Raw genomic sequence first — 18,778 nt, 5'->3', positions numbered from 1 at the left:
AAAAAGTAGGGGGACAAGGATGATGAGTTCCATTTTTTCAATGGACCTATTGAATTTGTTATTCAAAAATAGTAATGATGCTGTGTTCTTTATGGAAAAAACAGATGATAAGTATCGTTATATTTTTGTCAATGATGCTGCAGTAAATTTGATAAATACGAATCCTTGCGGCAAAACGATCGAACAGGTAATCCCGTCCCATTTGGCAAAAACGATTATTCACCATTATGACTTAACAATCGAGCAAAATAAACAAGTGGAATTTGAAGATTTTACTTATGAAAGAATGAACGTCCGAAAACAAAGAACGACAACAATTCCAGTAGTACAAGACGGTAAATATTATATTTTAGCTATGACAAAAGAAGTATCTATGAGTCTTGATTTAGAAGATAAATATTTATTTATGCGTTCCTTGTTTTCTAATTCATTTTTATCAACGATATTAGTTTCCAATGACCTGCTATTGCTTGAAGCGAACACAAAATTTTTGGATGAGTTTAATATTCAAATGGAAGATGCTTACCGTACAAGTATATTAGATATGCCTTTTATAGAAAGAAAAATGGCAAAAAAATTAAAAAGCTATTTGAAACGTGCTCAGCTTGGAGAAAATGTTCAATCAAAAATGCTGTTTTTTATCGATAAACATAATGAACAGCGATGTTTTACTGCTTCATTTTCTTCGCTGACAAGTAACGGTGAAAATATTGCCGTATTTATTATATTGCAAGAAATAACAGAGTTTATAAAACAAGGACAGGCATTACGCACTGCATCGTATGGTCTGGAAATGTTCAAAAATGCGATCAATTCATTTGCTGACGTTATATTTACAGATGCTGACGGAAATATTTTAGATGTAAATGAAAGAGTTATTAAAAGTACAGGCTTTACCCATGAGGAATTAATCGGTAAGCCGCACCGTTTTCTTCATTCAACGTATCAACACGATACGGCTTCAGTTAGTTATTGGGAAAAAATAAGTAAAGAAGAAATTTGGCGTGATGAAGTGTGCAATCGTAAAAAGGATGGCGAGATTTATTGGGTGGACTCCACTATGATTCCTTTGAAAAATGAACTAGGGGAAGTCGAGCAGTTTTTAATGGTTCAATATAATATTTCGTCTGAAAAGCAATTAATGTCCGAACTATATATAATTGAACGAAATTTCAGAGCGATTACTGAAAATACGAATGATTTTATTATCGTAACAGACCGCTACGGCAAAATTAAATACGCTTCACCTTCCTATTCAAGAAAACTTGGCTATCAGGAAGATGAGCTGATAGGTGTACCGTACGATCGATTGCTGAAGCCTGAAAGTGTCCAACTGTGGCATGAAACATTGAACACGGAAACGCTTGATATAGTAGAAGAACAGAAAATTGAATTACTTTTGTATAAAAAAGATAATAGCACGATTTGGACGGAAGGGAACTATACGCTAACGTTCGATCTGGCAAATCATGAAATCACGGAAATTGTCATGGTTTCAAGAGAAATAACCGAGCGCAAGCAGCTGGAAGATAAATTAACATATTTAGCGTACCATGATAGCCTGACGCAGCTAGGTAATCGCAGGAAACTGTACAAGGACTTTCCGCTTCTTATGGCCGAAGCAGACGAAACAGGCACTTGCCTGGCGATTTTATATCTTGACGGTGATAATTTTAAACAGGTAAATGATGTATATGGCCATGATGTAGGGGATGAGTTTTTAATTCAATTCGGGAAATCGCTCGTTCGCAGTGTGCGAAACGAAGACCTCGTAATAAGGCTGGGCGGTGACGAATTTTTAATTGTTTTAACAGGACTGTCCATTTCCGAAAAAGAGCGCTCTGTTCAACTAGCTTATATTATGGACCGGATCAAAGAAAATTTGCAAATCGGATGGAAGATCAGAGGGGCGCATTTTTCACCTACTGCCTCGATGGGTATATCGATTTATCCAAAGCACAGTTTAAGTTTGGATGTGCTTATCGATTTGGCGGATCAGGCATTATACAAGGCGAAGCAATCTACCAATTAGCATTTTCTTTATATCTATATCTCACTCGCAAGAATACGGAAATTTACCCCGTATTCTTTTTTTGTTGTAAAATACAAATGATACACTAATGATGATATAAATAGTTGATAGTGAGGGAAGCTGATGAACCAAAAGATTTTAATAATAGAAGATGAAAAAAATATTGCACGTTTCCTTGAACTGGAGCTTAAGCACGAGCAATTTGAAACTGTTGTTGCATATGATGGGAGGACTGGTCTCGAATTTGCGGATAGTGAACAATTCGACTGTATTTTACTCGATGTCATGCTGCCTCAACTGAACGGGATTGAAGTATGCAGAAGAATAAGAAAAACAAGCGATGTACCGATTCTGTTAATTACTGCACGAGATGAAGTAATGGATCGTGTTTCAGGTTTGGATGCAGGAGCAGATGACTATATCGTGAAGCCGTTTGCGATAGAAGAACTATTAGCCCGGATCCGTTCGATTTTAAGGAGAGTCCAGAATACCCGAAAATCAAAACAACTCATTTTAAGAGACTTGGAAATCGATGTGCATGCATATGAAGTAATATTTGAAAATAATAAAATTGAGCTTACAAGAAAAGAATTCGATTTATTGAAGCTGCTTGTGGAGAACAGAAACCATGTATGTACACGTGAACGTATTTTAGAAACGGTTTGGGGATTCGATTCAGAGGTAGAAACTAATGTAGTCGATGTATATATTCGCCATTTACGTTCAAAACTGCAAACAGAAAATACTCCGTACATTGAAACTGTACGTGGTGTTGGATATGTGATGCGCGGGTGAAGATGATGAAAAACAAATTACTGAACCTTTCATTAAAATCAAAGTGGATGCTTGCGGTCGGTGTAACGATCTTTGTAAGCTATGCTCTAATATCTGTTGTACTGTATATCGCATTGCAAACATGGCTTATTCATAATGAAGAAAAAAATGCATTGCGAACGGTAGATGATATGACAACCTACTTCGAATCACAAGGGAACACTGTTACAGTACAGGCTCTCCAAAACAACACTGCTTTGATGAAGGCCATTTTAAATCAAGAACAAACGGTACGTGTATTTAATCTGGATGGTATTGAGGTAATGCGTATTAATGATGCTGCGCCGGCTGCAAAACTGCCAATGAATCAAAAATATTTTTCAACAATGATTGAAAAGCAGATGATTTCAGGATCTGAAAGCTATGTCATTCACCGAGTCGTTCAAATCGGACAATTCCAAGGGATAATGCAGCTGATTCACCCCCTAGCAGCATTTCAATCGATGATGAATTATATTTTGACGACCATTCTTATTATTGGTTTCGGTGCCATCTTATTTTCGGTTATGATTAGTTATTACTTGGCGAATATGTTAATGAAACCGCTTGTCCAATTACGGGATGCGATGAGTTTTGTCAGAAAAAACGGGTTTACAGCACAGCCCAAGTTTGATTATACGGCAAAAGATGAAATTGGCGATTTACTTCATATGTATCGTACTTTAATGAATGAACTTGAAATTTCATTTACAAAGCAGCAGCAATTTGTCGCAGACGCATCGCATGAATTACGAACGCCGATTCAAGTAATTGAAGGTCATTTATCATTAATCAAACGGTGGGGTAAAGATGAACCGGAAGTGATGGAAGAATCATTAAGTACTTCGTTAACCGAAATTGCGCGTATGAGGAAAATGATCGAAGAACTGTTGAAATTGGCAAGAAGGGAGCAAGCGGATGAACAAGCTTCTGCTGATATAGAACAAGTATACGAACAAGTAAAAGACGAATTATTACTGCTGTATCCTACCGCTGAGTTTCACCTGACAGTTACCGGCGGTAAAACAACTGCCTCCATTACCGAACATGCTCTAGCGCAAATCTTTAGAAATATTTTGAGTAATAGTATACGATATAATAGCAATGTTCCAAGTCTACATGTAACAATCGAATATAATGAATTGCACTCGCCAATTTTAGTTACGATAGAAGACAATGGTATCGGTATTTCCGAACAACATTTACCACATATTTTCGACCGGTTTTTCCGAGTGGATGCATCCCGTACAAATAAAGTCGCCGGTACTGGACTAGGGTTAAGTATTACGAAGATGCTCGCAGATAAATATGAAGTGGAAATTGGTGTCGAAAGTAAATTACAGAAAGGTACCTTTTTTTACCTTAAACTTCTTAAAAAATGAATAATTTTAGTCAATCTAATTATTATTTCAATAGTTCACGAAAAAAATTGCTTAATTTGCTAAAAAGAGTTGTATTTTTTGTGAAGAGTAGTAAGATTGAGATGGAAAAAATGTTCTTCCGCCGTTTATAAATGTGCTTTTAGTCCGTGTGGAAGAATGATAAAATATTATTTGCTTTGTTTTGGTAGATAAAAAGAGAGTACTTAATTTATCTACTTACAAAAGAAGGTAATTTTTGTATTGTGATATACAATATTATACCTTTTCAAGTAAATTATTGGAACAGCCATAAGGCAAAATTTGGAGGTTATTTTCATGTCGAACAATGTATTACCTGCAGGTTCTCCATGGTCAGCGTTTTCTGGTCCTAACTTAGGTTATGTATTAGAGCAGTATGACTTATTCCTGCAATCTCCTGAAGAAGTGGAACCGGAACTAGCAGAATTATTCCAAGCTTACGGTGGTCCTGTATTTGCAGATGGTCAACAACCGGTTGCAACAGCAGCAGTAACAGGTACTGGAGACTACAAAAAAGTATTAGCAGCAGTTAAGTTGGCAGAATCAATTCGTGAATACGGCCATTTAGCAGCAGACTTATACCCATTAAAAAATCGTCAATTAGATACTTCACGCATTGAAGAAAGCGTATTCAATTTAACAGCAGCAGATCTTCAGGCTATTCCTGCATCAGTATTTTTTGCAAATGTTCCTGCAGGTGTTACTAACGGTAAGGAAGCAATTGATTATTTAAAATCTGTTTATACAGATAAAATAGGTGTGGAAGTTGCACATTTACAAAATGCGGAAGAACGTGCATGGATCGAAGCTCAAGTTGAAGGCGGAACGTTCAAAACAACGTTATCTGCTGAAGAAAAGAAAGCAGTATTAGAGCGTTTAACACGCATTGAAAACTTTGAAAAATTTATTCATAAAACATTTGTTGGTCAAAAACGTTTCTCTGGAGAAGGTTTAGACACTCAAATCATTTTATTGGATGAAATTATCAAATCATCTGAGTCTAAAGGTGTAAAAAATGTACGAATTGGTATGGCTCACCGTGGTCGTTTAAACGTATTAACTCATGTATTAAATAAACCATACGATATGATGTTCTCTGATTTCGCCCACGTTTCTAACGATCTTTTCTTCCCTGAAGATGGTAAATTAGAAATTACAAAAGGCTGGACTGGCGACGTTAAATACCATATGGGTGCATCTTACACTTATGATTCTGGATTGAACGTTAAATTAGCCTACAACCCTTCTCACTTAGAAGTAGGGAACCCGCTTGTAATTGGTTCTGTACGTGCTGCACAAGATGATGTGTCAGCAGCAGGCGTTGCTAAACATGATCCATCAAATGCATTTGGTATCATCATGCATGGTGACGCGGCATTCGCTGGTCAAGGGATTGTAACTGAAGGCTTTAACTTCTCTCAAACAGAAGGATTCACAACAGGTGGTACAGTTCAAATTATCGCGAACAACATGATCGGTTTCACAACTGAGCTACATGATTCACGTTCATCTACTTATTCTTCTGACCCTGCTAAAGGCTATGATATTCCGGTTATTCATGTAAACGCTGACAGCCCTGAAACAGTGGCAGCTGTTGGTCGCTTTGTAGCGGAATACCGTGAGAAGTTCAAAAAGGATATCGTAATCGACTTGATCGGTTACCGCCGTTACGGTCATAACGAAACAGATGATCCGACAGTAACAAACCCTGAAACATATAAATTAGTTGCAAAACATGAGCCGATTCGTGCGTTGTATGGTGCAGAATTAGCAGAAGCTGGTATTTTATCTGCTGATGAAGTAAAAGCTTTAGATACTGCTATTTATGCGGAAATGCAAACTGCGTATGATCATGTCAAAGAAATGGCTGAAAAAGACGAGCATTTAACGCCTAATATGCCGGAAGAACTAAAAATCGAATTCCCTGAAATCGATACTAAAGTAGATGCTGAGCGTCTGGCTAAAGTTAATGAAGATCTACTGGTATTTGAAGATGGGTTTGAACCACAAAACAAGTTAGGTAAAATTTTAGCAAAACGCCGTGATGCTTTCGCAGATGGTAAAATTGACTGGGGTCATGCTGAAACATTAGCATATGCAACAATCACGCAAGATGGCACACCGGTTCGTTTCACTGGCCAGGATGCACAACGTGGTACGTTCTCTCAACGTCACTTAGTTTTACATGATAAAAATAATGGTTCTGAATTCACACCATTACATCACATTGAAGGTGCAAAAGCATCATTCACTGTTTACAACTCACCTCTTACAGAAGCAGGTGTAGTAGGTTTTGAATACGGGTATAATTTAGAAAACCAAAATGTACTAACAGTATGGGAAGCACAATTCGGTGACTTTGCAAACATGGCGCAAGTAATGTTTGATAACTTCATCTCAAGTGCACGCGCTAAATGGGGTCAAAAATCTGGATTCGTACTTCTTTTACCACATGGTTATGAAGGTCAAGGTCCGGAACACTCATCAAGCCGTATGGAACGATTCCTGCAATTATCTGCAGAAAATAACTGGTTCGTAGCAAACTGTTCAAATGCAGGCAACTACTACCACTTATTACGCCGTCAAGCTGCATTATTAGGTACAGAAGGTGTACGTCCATTAGTAGTGGTTTCTCCGAAATCACTTTTACGTCACCCACTTGCTGCAGCTACTGCTGAACAACTTGCAACTGGTCGCTTCCAGGAAGTAATCGAGCAAGAAGGTTTAGGCAAAAACACAGAAGCGGTTGAAAAAGTAGTACTTGGTACAGGTAAAGTAATGATCGATTTAGCAGAACGCGTGAAAGACGGCGAAGGGCTTGATCACTTACACATTATCCGTGTTGAACAAATTTATCCATTCCCTGCACAACAAGTGAAAGAAATTATCGCTCGTTTCCCGAATGTTAAAGAAATCGTTTGGGTACAGGAAGAACCGAAAAACCAAGGTTCATGGACATATGTTCTTGAAACATTATATGATATCGCAGAAGGCAAAAAAGTTCGCTATGTAGGACGTCCTGCAATGAGCTCAACTTCTGAAGGCGATGGCGATTCACATAAAGCAGCGCAAGCTAAATTAGTGAACGAAGCACTTGAAAAGTAATAAATGATTTGTTTAAAAAGAGCTGCTTCTATTTAAAATAGAAGTGGCTTGCTATACAATGAATGTGTAGCGTAATTAAAGGAGGATATGAACGTGGCTGAAATTAAAGTCCCTGAATTAGCAGAATCAATTACTGAAGGTACAATTGCCCAGTGGGTGAAAAAAGTTGGAGATCGCGTAGAAAAAGGCGAATTTATCGTTGAGTTAGAAACTGATAAAGTTAATGCTGAAATCATCTCTGAAGAAGCAGGCGTTTTAAAACAAATTTTAGCAGAAGAAGGCGATACTGTATTAGTAGGACAAGTAATCGCAGTAGTTGAAGCAGGCGAAGGCGCAGCACCTGCACCGGCCGCTAAAGAAGAAGCTCCAGCAGCAGCTCCGGCTCCAGCAAAAGAAGAAGCTCCTAAAGCAGCAGCACCTGCACCAGTTGCAGCTGAAGAAACTTCGGGTGAGCGTGTGATCGCTTCACCGGCAGCTCGTAAATTAGCTCGTGAAAAAGGTATCGACTTAGCAGCAATTTCACCTGTTGACCCACAAGGTCGCGTACGTGTACAAGACGTTGCAGCACATGGTACAGCACCAGCGGCTCCAGCAGCACAAGCTGCTCAAGCTCCAGCAGGCAATGGTCCAATGATCTTTACACCAGCAGCTGATACAGACCGTGTAACAGTAGAAAAAATGAGCCGTCGTCGTCAAACAATTGCAAAACGTTTATTAGAAGTAAAACAATCAACTGCAATGTTAACTACTTTCAACGAAATTGATATGACGAACATTATGGCATTACGTAAACGTAAACAAGATGAGTTCGTGAAAGCTAACGATATTAAATTAGGCTTCATGTCATTCTTTACAAAAGCTGTAGTAGCAGCATTAAAGAAATATCCATATGTAAATGCACAAATTAACGGTGACGAAATTCACTTAAACAACTTCTTCGATATCGGTATTGCTGTATCAACAGAAGAAGGTTTAGTAGTACCGGTTGTTCGTGATGCAAATGCGAAAAACTTTGCTGAAATCGAGAAAAACATTGCAGAATTAGCTGGTAAAGCACGCGACAAAAAATTGGGCTTAAACGACATGGCTGGCGGATCATTCACAATCACTAACGGTGGTGTATTCGGTTCATTAATGTCAACACCAATCATGAACGGTACTCAGGCTGGTATTTTAGGTATGCACTCAATCGTAAACCGTCCAGTAGCTGTCAATGGTGAAGTTCAAATTCGTCCAATGATGTATGTAGCATTATCTTACGACCACCGTATCATCGATGGAAAAGATTCTGTTGGCTTCTTAAAAACAGTTAAAGAAATGATCGAAAACCCAGAAGATTTATTGTTAAATTCTTAATAGTATTTACTCTACTAATGCGCGATACTTTACGTATTGCGCATTAGTTTTTTTTTTCAGTTAGATTTCAGAAAAATGAGTGTTGACGGAAATGTCGCAATAATGTAATATAAACATATCAATTTCATATCAAAACCTCACACTCTCGTGAGGTAGAGGCGCGATACTTAACAGTTTTATATGGAGCCATGAGCTGGCTTTGAAATATAAGAGAAGGAAATATCGCCGAAGTGTTGTAAACGCTCAATTTTACAATGCTGGGTCTGCAGTGAATAATTGCAGAACTGTCTCAATCATCTATATCCATGATGGTTGAGTTGTGCTATCTCAAAATGGGAACTGTAGAGGATTCGGGCTAATTATAATTTAAACGACCTAAAGTTCTTCTTTTAGGTCGTTTTTTGCATATATAACGCCCGAAATTTAACAAATAAGGAGAGGATTTCTTTGAAAAAGAGACTATTAATTTTACTGACTGCCATGACAATGCTATTGCTAGCAGCTTGCGGTTCAAGCGATGAAGGTACTACAAGCAGTTCTGATTCAGAAAAAAAAGTGATTAAAATCGGTATGGAAGCGGCGTATGCGCCTTTTAACTGGTCACAAAAAGATGATGCCAATGGCGGAGTTCAAATTGCAGGTTCAAAGGAATATGCAGCAGGCTATGATGTGGAAATTGCGAAAAAAATTGCAGAAGGTCTGGACATGGAATTACAAATTGTTAAAACAGACTGGGATGGTTTAATTCCATCATTACAATCAGGTGCCATTGATCTAGTAATTGCTGGTATGTCACCAATGCCTGAACGTAAGGAAGTAATTGATTTCACAGAGAACTATTACACAAGTGACTATGTCATTGTTGTAAAAGAAGACGGCCCTTATGCAAATGCAACTTCATTATCCGACTTTGCAGATGCAAAAATTACAGGTCAGCAAGCGACAACACATTATGATGTAATCGATCAAATCGAAGGTGTTCAAAAACAAGTAGCGGCAACTGATTTTGGTGCAATGCGAGTGCAATTACAGTCAGGCGCAATTGATGGATACGTTTCAGAACGTCCAGAAGGTATCTCTGCTGAAATGGCTCTGAATAATATTAAATACATTGTACCTGAGCCAAACTTCGAAGCAGACGAAGCGTCAACAGCTGTAGCAGTAGGTTTGAAAAAGGGTTCAGATTTACGTGAACAAATTAACAAAGTATTAGCTGAAATTTCGGAAGATGAGCGTCAGAAATTAATGGAAGACGCAATTGCAAATCAACCAGCAGCACAATAATGGTGTAGCATTGACAGTTTTAATGAGGTTGTCTTGCCGGCAAACGGAAGACAACCTTTTTCTATTAAAATTATGGTTTCATACATAAATAGTAGAAACAAAAAGAAATGGAGGACAAGGCGATGGCATTTTTAGAATCATCATGGAACTTGTTTACGAACAATTGGGATTTATTTGTACGTGGAGCTTGGACTGCACTTCTCTTGGCAATTATCGGGACAGTTTGTGGAACACTGATCGGATTTTTCATCGGAATTATGCACACAATTCCACAACGCAAAAAAAATGTTAAATCAGCTCTTCTGAAAGTCATTAATTTTATTTTAACGGCTTATGTGGAAATTTTCAGAGGCACGCCAATGATGGTCCAGGCGATGGTCGTATTTTACGGTCTTGTCTATTTAGGAATCGATATTGACCGCTTTTTAGCAGCCTCCATCGTAATTAGTTTAAACACAGGAGCCTACATGGCCGAGTATGTGCGTGGTGGTATCGTATCGATTGATAAAGGCCAATTTGAGGCTGCACAAGCGATTGGAATGAATCACCTGCAAACGATGATTCATATTGTACTGCCGCAAGTAGCACGCAATATTTTACCTGCAACAGGGAATCAGTTCGTTATGAATATTAAAGATTCATCTGTCCTAAGTGTTATTTCGGTAGTGGAGCTGTTCTTTACTGCGAATTCAATAGCGGGCAGTAACTATAAATATATTGAAGCATTCTTTATCGCGACAGTATTATACTTCATTATGACATTTACTGTAACTCGCTTCTTACTATTGTTCGAGAAAAAGATGGACGGACCTTCTTCGTATAAAGTGGAGCTCATTACAGGCAACAAGCTAGATAAGGATGGTGAATAAGATGACAGTTGTAATTGATATTAACCATTTAAATAAAAAATTCGGTGATCATGAAGTATTGAAAGATGTCAATTTCCAAGTAAACAAAGGGGAAGTCGTAACGTTGATCGGCTCTTCAGGTTCAGGGAAATCAACGCTTTTACGCTGTATTAATTTACTGGAAACACCAACAGCAGGGGAAATAATCTACAATGGGGAAAATATCCTAAATGACGGACATCAAATTGAAAAGTACCGTACGCATTTAGGTATGGTATTCCAGCAGTTCAATTTATTCAATAATTTGGATGTACTAAATAACTGTATTGTTGGTCAAATTAAAGTGTTAAAGCGTTCAAAAGATGAAGCAGAACGTAATGCGATGAAATATTTGGAGCTTGTCGGGATGAGCGCCTATAAAAATGCGAAACCGAAACACTTATCCGGTGGACAAAAACAACGTGTGGCAATCGCACGTGCACTAGCGATGGATCCTGATGTAATGCTGTTCGATGAACCGACATCAGCACTTGACCCTGAAATGGTAGGGGAAGTATTAAAGGTAATGCGCCATCTAGCAAATCAAGGAAATACGATGCTGATCGTTACTCATGAAATGGAGTTTGCCAAGGAAGTATCGGACCGGATTGTATTCATGGACAAAGGGGTTATTGTTGAAGAAGGCCCTCCGGAACATTTGCTTGTTAATCCAAAACATGACCGGACTAAAGAGTTCCTGAAAAGAACATTACGGTAATAGCAAAAAGCTCGCAGTTAAATGCGAGCTTATTTTCGTGAGTTCCATTCGCTTATTAAAATAAATACAATTGCAAAGGCAATTACAATTGCGAAAAACCACATTGGAATACTACCAAATGCCATAAATTCCACCTCTGTTTGTGAGTTTAACATGGAATAGTTGTTCTATCAAATATCAGAAACAGCGATAAATTAAAATTAATTTAATGTGTTGGGATTCTAAGTAATTAAAGAAGCAAGAAAAGTGGATTTTTACTACAACGCGCTTTCCACTGACAGAAAAATCATATAAAATAGGAGAGTATCGATAATAGTTAAAAGTGAGGGAACAACATGCTACATTTAAATTGGAAAGATGCGCCGACAATTCGCACAGTAAAATGTGTACATACGGATGCATCGAAATATTTGGTATCAAACGTATTAACAGTAGGCAAAGAATATGAAGTGAAAAATGAAACAGAAGAATTCATCTTTGTAATCGACAACACAGGTGAAGTTGGCGGATTCTATAAAGAATACTTCGCTTAAAAAGAAAAGGTGTGCGAAAAGTCATAATGGCTTTTCACACACCTTTTTATTTTTGTTCTAATATCGTATGTTCGATTTCATGGCGCTTTTCGTCTGTCTGTACGTGCACGCGTAATGTATCTTCAATATCGTGAAGCAACTGCATTTGGGTTTGTTTAAACCGGTCAATATCACTATGGGATAATGCTGGTCGATTCACTGCTTTTTTGGATACTTCAAGCATTTTGCCATTTTTACGCATCAACTGTTCAGATGCATCCATAAGACGCTCCTGAGACCGTATCGCACGACGCTGATTGTTCATATTTAATAGCATCGCGATTTGAGACTGCCATAAGGGGATGGTCGTCATAATCGAACTTTGAATTTTTTCGATTAACATTTGATTTGTTTGCTGAATCATCCGGATTTGCGGTGCGTATTGTATCGCGACTTCACGCGAAAGTTCCAGGTCATACATACGGCGGTCAATCCACTCGATTTGCATTTCAATATCTTTCAATTCATGCTGTTTAAACGGATTTTGTCCATCTACAATTTCTTTTTGCACTGCAGGTAAGACAACATCTCGCATATGCTGTTTTTTTATTTCCAGTGTTGCAATATAAACATTGATTTCCTGGAAATAATCCTCATTGATCGCATACAGTTTATTTAAAAACTGATAATCGTTTAATAAAGCATTTTGATTATATTCCAGTTGAATGCTTAAGCGATCGATGCGTTTACTTAACTTATTGTAGTGGGTCATGATTTCTTGAATAGACTGTGTGGATCGGCTGAAAAGTTTTGCAAAAAAACCTTTATCCTGTTCAATTAATGCATCCGGGTCAATCATCTCCAAATGCTGCATTAAATCGGATAATACTTCACCGACTTTCCGTACATCTTTGCGTTGAATATACTGCAGCATCTGGGTCGTGAATTTTTTTAGTGCTTCTTGTGCGGGTAAACCAAATGCCAAAACCGTTTCGTAATTTTTTGGCTCTAAATTTTGGGCTAATTGCAGTGCCCGCTGTTTCATATCATTTGATAATGATGCGAAAAGCGGTGAGGCTGCATTGTTTGCAACATTCACCGCAAATTGTTCTTTACTTACTTGCAAGTCAACATTTTCACTCGCTGTAAAGGCATCAAATGGATTATTTGTCATATTCATTTGTTACTCACCGCCGATTTTTAATCGATCTTTACGCTTTTCATTCGACAATTTTGCAAAGTCGAGTTCGATTTTCAAGTTTTCGATATCCGAAGATAAAGCACTTTTCAAATCAGATTCCATCGTTATCTGTAGCTCTTTTAAAGTTCTACGTGTATCTTCCAACGCTAAATGCACTTCCGTACCAGGTACTTGTTCTTTTGTCAGTAACGTGTATTTATCAGAAAGCTGTACGGCTGACGGCAAGTGTGCATAGAAGAAATCTTCCACTGCATAAAACTTGTGCGGGTTTGTCTGCACAATATTGATAATGCGTTTTGCTAGTTTTGACATTTCATTTATTTGCTTAAAAGAACGTACAGAACGCACTCTGACATACTGCTGATTTAATGCCTGAATATGTGAACGGGCCTGTTTTAATTGTGCTTCGATTAAGTTGTATTCAGATTTTGAAAGCCCGACTTTTTTGCTTTGTGCCGTTTTCTGAATGGTGTAAGTTACTTTATTACTGATGAAATATGCTGCTGCTCCAAGAGGTAATGCCAGCATCGTTGTTATGCCGGTAAAATTAACAAACGTAAGTGTGACCGCTGTCGAAAAAACTAATACATTAATTAGATGTCGTGTTAGAAAATTTATAGGACCAAGCATTGTCATACCTCCTTTACTCGATACTATTGATACGTATGAAACGTAAAAAAGTTTCAATATTAGTTACTTTATTGCACAAAAATCAGCAGAATTAGTTATTTAATACCCCACATTTCTAAAAAAATTGAAATGCTGTCTTTTCTTAATCGTAACAAGTTTTGGCTCTATTAAAAAGTAAAAAGATTCGGAAAGACGAACAATTATTATGATTTCCATTCTTCCCCTAATTATAATTAGCATTATTAGACATCGCGGACAAAAGTGTTTAAAATATAGAGAAAGAAAGGATAATGTATATGTATAAAATTATTTATATGAAGGCAGATTACGAGCCTTGGTGGCAATTTGACGGTTGGGAAGAGTATATCGTATCAACGGAGCTATATGATACAGAGCATCAATTCCAAATGGCATTGAATCATTTGCTTGCTCAATTTCGAAACAAATATGAGTTTGAAGCACATAAAAATGAACGATTTTATGCATTTTGGTCAGAGGATGAATGTGAATTTTGTGAAGCCTGTGATGATGATGCCCAAATTTATCATGGCATTATTATATTAACGCCAGAAGCGATTACACAATAATAACTCCATTTGATTGAAAATTTGCTTAATTTTCCAAATGGTAATTGACAGTCATACTTATGATATATATACTATATTTAACAATTGAAAGATTGACCGAATACAATGGCTTCACATATTACAAACAGTAATCGAGTTAGTGGATCGGTACTCTTGTAATATGTGTTTTTTTATTTGGTTTTTTAATTGTTAACTTTTATTTTTGGAGGTATTTATTGATGAAACAAGGTACAGTAAAATGGTTTAACTCAGAAAAAGGTTTTGGCTTCATCGAAGTGGAAGGGGAAAACGATGTATTCGTTCACTTTTCTGCCATTCAAGGTGAAGGTTTCAAAACATTGGAAGAAGGGCAACAAGTGGAATTCGAGGTTGTAGATGGCAACCGCGGACCACAAGCATCTAATGTAATCAAACTATAATAGTACAAATTCCGAAGCTGCGTATCATTGTACGTAGCTTTTTTTGTTAAAACATGAGATCCCAATATAAAAAGTATATAATGCAAATACTCGATGGATGATGAGGAAATTGTGGAACCACTCGAGCCGCAGCCTGATTTATCATTTTCCTTACCGGAATATGCGCCACAATTAGGTATAAATAAAAAAGGACAATATGTTTTCACTTATAGTTACACTCTTCCGATCTATTTATCTGATGAACAGCAAACATTATTTGATCTGCTTGTCCAAACGTATGATTTACCGGTCCTATCCCGGTATTCAATCGCACAATATATAGACAAACTTGAACAGTTAAAGAGCGATGAAACAAAGAAAAAGCAATTACTTGAAATTCTCGATATTTATAAAAATACAATTACGGAATAAGTTACAAAAAAAAGAAGGAGTGCAGATAGCTGCATCCTTCTTTTTTCGATTATTAGTTTAAGCCTTGTGCATCTTTCCACTCTAGATACTCATCGTATGTTAATGGTTTATCTAAAATAGAACCGTCTTCACGGATTTCGATTACACGGTTTGCAATAGTTTGAATGAATTGGTGGTCATGTGATGTAAAGATCATTGCACCTTTGAAGCGGATTAAACCTTCATTCAGTGCTTGAATTGATTCTAAGTCTAAGTGGTTCGTTGGTTCATCCAATAATAATACGTTCGAGTTTGAAAGCATCATTTTTGAAAGCATACAACGAACTTTCTCTCCACCTGAAAGTACAGCAGGAGATTTCTTCACTTCTTCACCAGAGAATAGCATACGGCCTAAGAAACCGCGTAAGAAAGATTCAGTTTCATCTTCCGGAGAATAAGGGCGTAACCATTCAACTAATGACTTTTCGTTACCGCCAAAGTATTGGTCATGATCCATTTCAAAGTAGCTTTGAGATGTTGTAACACCCCATTTATACGTACCGGCATCTGCCTGTTTACGACCCATTAAAATATCCATAAATGCAGATTTTGCATTTGGTGAACCTAAAAGGATGATTTTATCTTCTTTGTTCATTGAGAAACGGATGTCTTTAAATAATGTTTCGCCATCTTGTGAAGCTGTTAAGCCATCAACTGTTAATACGTCATTCCCGATTTCACGACCAGTTTGGAAGTTGATGAACGGGTACTTACGGCTTGAAGGACGGATATCATCCAGCTCAATCTTATCAAGCATTTTTTTACGAGACGTTGCTTGAGAAGATTTCGATGCGTTTGCAGAGAAACGTGCAACGAATTCTTTTAGTTCTTTAATTTTCTCTTCTTTTTTCTTGTTTTGGTCTGCCATCATTTTTTGCGCTAATTGACTTGACTCATACCAGAAATCGTAGTTACCAACATAAAGCTGAATTTTTCCAAAGTCTAAGTCAGCGATATGTGTACATACTTTATTTAAGAAGTGACGGTCATGGGATACAACGATTACTGTGTTTTCAAAGTTAATTAAAAACTCTTCCAGCCATTTAATCGCTTTTAAGTCCAAGTGGTTGGTAGGCTCATCCAGTAGTAATACGTCCGGCTTACCGAATAAAGCCTGCGCTAGTAATACTTTTACTTTGTCCGAACCTTCTAAGTCAGCCATCATCATGTAGTGCAAGTCATCGCCGATACCTAGACCGTTTAAAAGTGTGGCAGCATCAGATTCAGCTTCCCAACCGTTCATGTCAGCAAATTCGCCTTCAAGTTCAGCCGCACGCATACCATCTTCGTCTGTCATTTCCGGTTTCATGTAGATTGCATCTTTTTCAGCTTTTACTTCCCAAAGACGTTTGTTACCCATTACAACTGTATCTAATACGTTGAATTCATCGTATTCGAAGTGGTTTTGCTTTAATACTGAAAGACGCTCATCTTTACCCATTGATACGTGGCCTTCTTGTGCCTCGATATCACCAGATAAGATTTTTAAGAATGTTGATTTACCAGCACCGTTTGCTCCGATTAGACCATAACAGTTACCTGGAGTGAATTTAATATTTACATCGTCAAATAATTTACGGTCACCATAACGTAGACCTACACCTGATACTTGAATCATGCAAGTACCTCCTTGAATTGTTTCTTTGTATTTTCGATTGCTTAAAAAAGAGAATTCTCTTTTGCACACAATGTTTCTATTATAGCATGACTTAATACTAAATTAAATATCAGCGCATCGGAAATAAACGATTCTTATAAAGCCGAATCATTTAGTTGTCACAAATTTTTAGTACGTTTTACTATCGAGTTATTAAAAGAGAAACGTGGAACGAATATGAAGCATAGGAATTTACGGTTATCTGGTCGGTAACAACTTTAATCGTTTAGGAATTTGGGGTGTATTGGCTATTATCCCCATAATCAGCGGTTCACTACAGTAAATGATTCGATGGGTACATCCATCAGGAGTGCTCAAACAGATGAAAAGTTGAATCCATGGAAAAAGTTCGGTCGTATTCTTTATTATAGAATCTTGCGATTGTCCCGCTGATCTTTGAAATTGTGTATGATATGACCGGTACTCATTATGTTTACGAAGTGGATTATCGTCATATTATTCGGTTTTATGTCACTTTCGATCATCGGAATGCTAATTAAAAAGAAATCAGTATAATGGAGAAGTGCCTGAATCTGTTCAGTCACTTCTTTTTGATGAGTCGTTTTAGTTTACATAATACAATTATGGATAAGGAAAAATGCATGAGAAAATTGTTTACCCTTATATTTGTTCTCTTTTTGTCGGGATGTTCCGACAAACCCGGTGACGCAGAATGGGTTGCTCAAACATTGCCAAGTGTAGAGGAGAAAAAGCCGATTGTTTTGAATGGGGAGGTTGCAATCCATACTACGACAACTAACGGTTATATCATCCATCAAAGTAAGCGGGATAAATGGCTTGTAGTAAATGCACAGCATGTTGCAAGTCATCCATATTCACTTGTTTATGATGAAAATATTACGCTCGGGGAAACAGAGGCGATCGATGTTGCGAATAATATCGCAATAATCCATTTCCGTAACGGCAAGGATTATTCAATTGAAGAAAGACCAGAAAATGGGGAAATTGCTGCGACCAAAGAACAAATTGATCATTTGTTAAGTGAAGCATTGGAACAGAAAATGAATTGACAACAGCGGCTGAAAAAAATACTGAGTTGCTGCGGAAACAAGAACAAATCGATAACTTTACGAACTACTATGAGAAAAATATATTTACGTACAATAGTGATGAACTTAAGAGGGCTGGTCTGCATTTTATTAACCAACTAAATGAAGCCATAGAAAAGAAAGACCAAACTTTATTAAAAGGGTATACTGCTTAAGATGATGTAGTACAAGCGCTGAGGTATATAAAAGAACCTATTAGAGGTTATCAAATAAAGGATGCGCGTAAAGAAGGTGTCTGTTATTTTGTGGATGGGGTGGACGAACAAAAAGAAGAAGTACGCCTCACATTTGTTAACGATCAGGAGCAGTTTAAAGTAATCGGAGCAAATTTTCTGACAGACGACGTCAGGAAGAAAAGATACCAAAAGTTCAACTTAACCAATGATCAGAGAATTGAAGCAGTTCCTGCATTACAATTATTTTTAATAGAGCAACTGCCGGCCATTCAATTAACTGTTGGCGAAATTCAATGGAATTTAAAACATGAAGACAAGGGGATTGCTGTAGAAAATGGTTCGGCGCAATTCACATGCAGTTTCATTGATGTAAAGGAACATCATCTTGTGTTAACCGGATGTACTAACACAAAAAGTGAAAATTACATTACCGCCACATTCGGAAAATGAGAATTGCAAAATAGGCAATCCTTTTCTTATT

Annotated in this window: 18 protein-coding genes and 1 riboswitch; of the genes, 15 read left to right on the top strand and 3 right to left on the bottom strand. The window is 37.4% G+C overall.

Going from position 1 to position 18,778, the window contains the following annotated elements:
- Positions 1-22: 22 nt before the first annotated feature.
- From ABS917_RS14115 to ABS917_RS14075, 9 genes are all read left to right on the top strand, one after another.
- Positions 23-2,032: a diguanylate cyclase domain-containing protein gene (locus ABS917_RS14115; protein WP_350479584.1), complete on the top strand. Its 2,010-nt coding sequence runs from the start codon at positions 23-25 to the stop codon at positions 2,030-2,032.
- A 123-nt stretch (positions 2,033-2,155) separates the two neighbouring features.
- Positions 2,156-2,827, top strand: coding sequence for a response regulator transcription factor (locus ABS917_RS14110; RefSeq protein WP_350479583.1), 672 nt, complete (start codon positions 2,156-2,158; stop codon positions 2,825-2,827).
- A 5-nt stretch (positions 2,828-2,832) separates the two neighbouring features.
- Positions 2,833-4,227 carry a HAMP domain-containing sensor histidine kinase gene (locus tag ABS917_RS14105; RefSeq protein WP_350479582.1) on the top strand — a complete coding sequence of 465 codons (1,395 nt, stop codon included), beginning with the start codon at positions 2,833-2,835 and terminating at the stop codon, positions 4,225-4,227.
- Between the two features lie 315 nt (positions 4,228-4,542).
- Positions 4,543-7,350: a 2-oxoglutarate dehydrogenase E1 component gene (locus ABS917_RS14100; protein ID WP_350479581.1), complete on the top strand. Its 2,808-nt coding sequence runs from the start codon at positions 4,543-4,545 to the stop codon at positions 7,348-7,350.
- Between the two features lie 93 nt (positions 7,351-7,443).
- Positions 7,444-8,706: a 2-oxoglutarate dehydrogenase complex dihydrolipoyllysine-residue succinyltransferase gene (gene odhB, locus ABS917_RS14095; protein WP_350479580.1), complete on the top strand. Its 1,263-nt coding sequence runs from the start codon at positions 7,444-7,446 to the stop codon at positions 8,704-8,706.
- Between the two features lie 145 nt (positions 8,707-8,851).
- Positions 8,852-9,039, top strand: a riboswitch (Lysine riboswitch).
- Between the two features lie 114 nt (positions 9,040-9,153).
- Positions 9,154-9,990, top strand: a complete 837-nt coding sequence (locus ABS917_RS14090) for a transporter substrate-binding domain-containing protein (RefSeq protein ID WP_350479579.1) — start codon at positions 9,154-9,156, stop codon at positions 9,988-9,990.
- A gap of 122 nt (positions 9,991-10,112) precedes the next feature.
- Positions 10,113-10,859: an amino acid ABC transporter permease gene (locus ABS917_RS14085; protein WP_350479578.1), complete on the top strand. Its 747-nt coding sequence runs from the start codon at positions 10,113-10,115 to the stop codon at positions 10,857-10,859.
- A gap of 1 nt (position 10,860) precedes the next feature.
- On the top strand, positions 10,861-11,595 hold the full coding sequence (locus ABS917_RS14080; RefSeq protein ID WP_350479577.1) for an amino acid ABC transporter ATP-binding protein: 735 nt from the start codon (positions 10,861-10,863) through the stop codon (positions 11,593-11,595).
- A 335-nt stretch (positions 11,596-11,930) separates the two neighbouring features.
- Positions 11,931-12,128 (top strand): DUF6501 family protein, encoded by a 198-nt coding sequence (locus ABS917_RS14075; protein WP_079526794.1) that lies wholly within the window; start codon positions 11,931-11,933, stop codon positions 12,126-12,128.
- Positions 12,129-12,174: 46 nt separating this feature from the next.
- On the opposite strand, the gene ABS917_RS14070 is transcribed toward ABS917_RS14075, so the two are convergent.
- Entirely contained in the window at positions 12,175-13,287 is a 1,113-nt protein-coding gene (locus tag ABS917_RS14070) for a toxic anion resistance protein (protein WP_350479576.1), read from the bottom strand.
- Positions 13,288-13,290: 3 nt separating this feature from the next.
- A complete protein-coding gene (locus tag ABS917_RS14065; RefSeq protein WP_350479575.1) occupies positions 13,291-13,938 on the bottom strand; it encodes a 5-bromo-4-chloroindolyl phosphate hydrolysis family protein in 648 nt (215 codons plus the stop codon).
- A gap of 296 nt (positions 13,939-14,234) precedes the next feature.
- On the opposite strand from ABS917_RS14065, the gene ABS917_RS14060 reads away from it, so the two are divergent.
- The 3 genes from ABS917_RS14060 (at position 14,235) to ABS917_RS14050 (ending at position 15,355) form a co-directional block, all read left to right on the top strand.
- Positions 14,235-14,525: a DUF1033 family protein gene (locus tag ABS917_RS14060; RefSeq protein WP_350479574.1), complete on the top strand. Its 291-nt coding sequence runs from the start codon at positions 14,235-14,237 to the stop codon at positions 14,523-14,525.
- A gap of 218 nt (positions 14,526-14,743) precedes the next feature.
- Positions 14,744-14,944, top strand: coding sequence for a cold-shock protein (locus tag ABS917_RS14055; protein ID WP_079526785.1), 201 nt, complete (start codon positions 14,744-14,746; stop codon positions 14,942-14,944).
- A gap of 111 nt (positions 14,945-15,055) precedes the next feature.
- Positions 15,056-15,355, top strand: a complete 300-nt coding sequence (locus ABS917_RS14050; RefSeq protein WP_350479573.1) for a hypothetical protein — start codon at positions 15,056-15,058, stop codon at positions 15,353-15,355.
- 52 nt (positions 15,356-15,407) lie between these two features.
- Here the strand turns inward: ABS917_RS14050 and ABS917_RS14045 are convergent, their stop codons facing one another.
- Positions 15,408-17,012: an ABC-F family ATP-binding cassette domain-containing protein gene (locus ABS917_RS14045; RefSeq protein ID WP_087616647.1), complete on the bottom strand. Its 1,605-nt coding sequence runs from the start codon at positions 17,010-17,012 to the stop codon at positions 15,408-15,410.
- Positions 17,013-17,653: 641 nt separating this feature from the next.
- Here ABS917_RS14045 and ABS917_RS14040 point away from each other — a divergent pair.
- The 3 genes from ABS917_RS14040 to ABS917_RS14030 all read left to right on the top strand — a co-directional run bounded on the left by ABS917_RS14040 (position 17,654) and on the right by ABS917_RS14030 (position 18,747).
- Positions 17,654-18,082 (top strand): hypothetical protein, encoded by a 429-nt coding sequence (locus ABS917_RS14040; protein ID WP_350479572.1) that lies wholly within the window; start codon positions 17,654-17,656, stop codon positions 18,080-18,082.
- Positions 18,079-18,276, top strand: a complete 198-nt coding sequence (locus ABS917_RS14035; RefSeq protein ID WP_350479571.1) for a hypothetical protein — start codon at positions 18,079-18,081, stop codon at positions 18,274-18,276. The genes ABS917_RS14040 and ABS917_RS14035 overlap by 4 nt, the downstream gene beginning before the upstream one ends.
- A gap of 90 nt (positions 18,277-18,366) precedes the next feature.
- A complete protein-coding gene (locus ABS917_RS14030; protein ID WP_350479570.1) occupies positions 18,367-18,747 on the top strand; it encodes a hypothetical protein in 381 nt (126 codons plus the stop codon).
- Positions 18,748-18,778 lie beyond the last annotated feature (31 nt).

The organism is Solibacillus sp., from assembly GCF_040273735.1.
In the GTDB taxonomy this organism is placed as follows: Bacteria; Bacillota; Bacilli; order Bacillales_A; family Planococcaceae; genus Solibacillus.
Note: the sequence above shows the minus strand (reverse complement) of the source record. Positions and strands in the feature narration are given on the sequence as shown.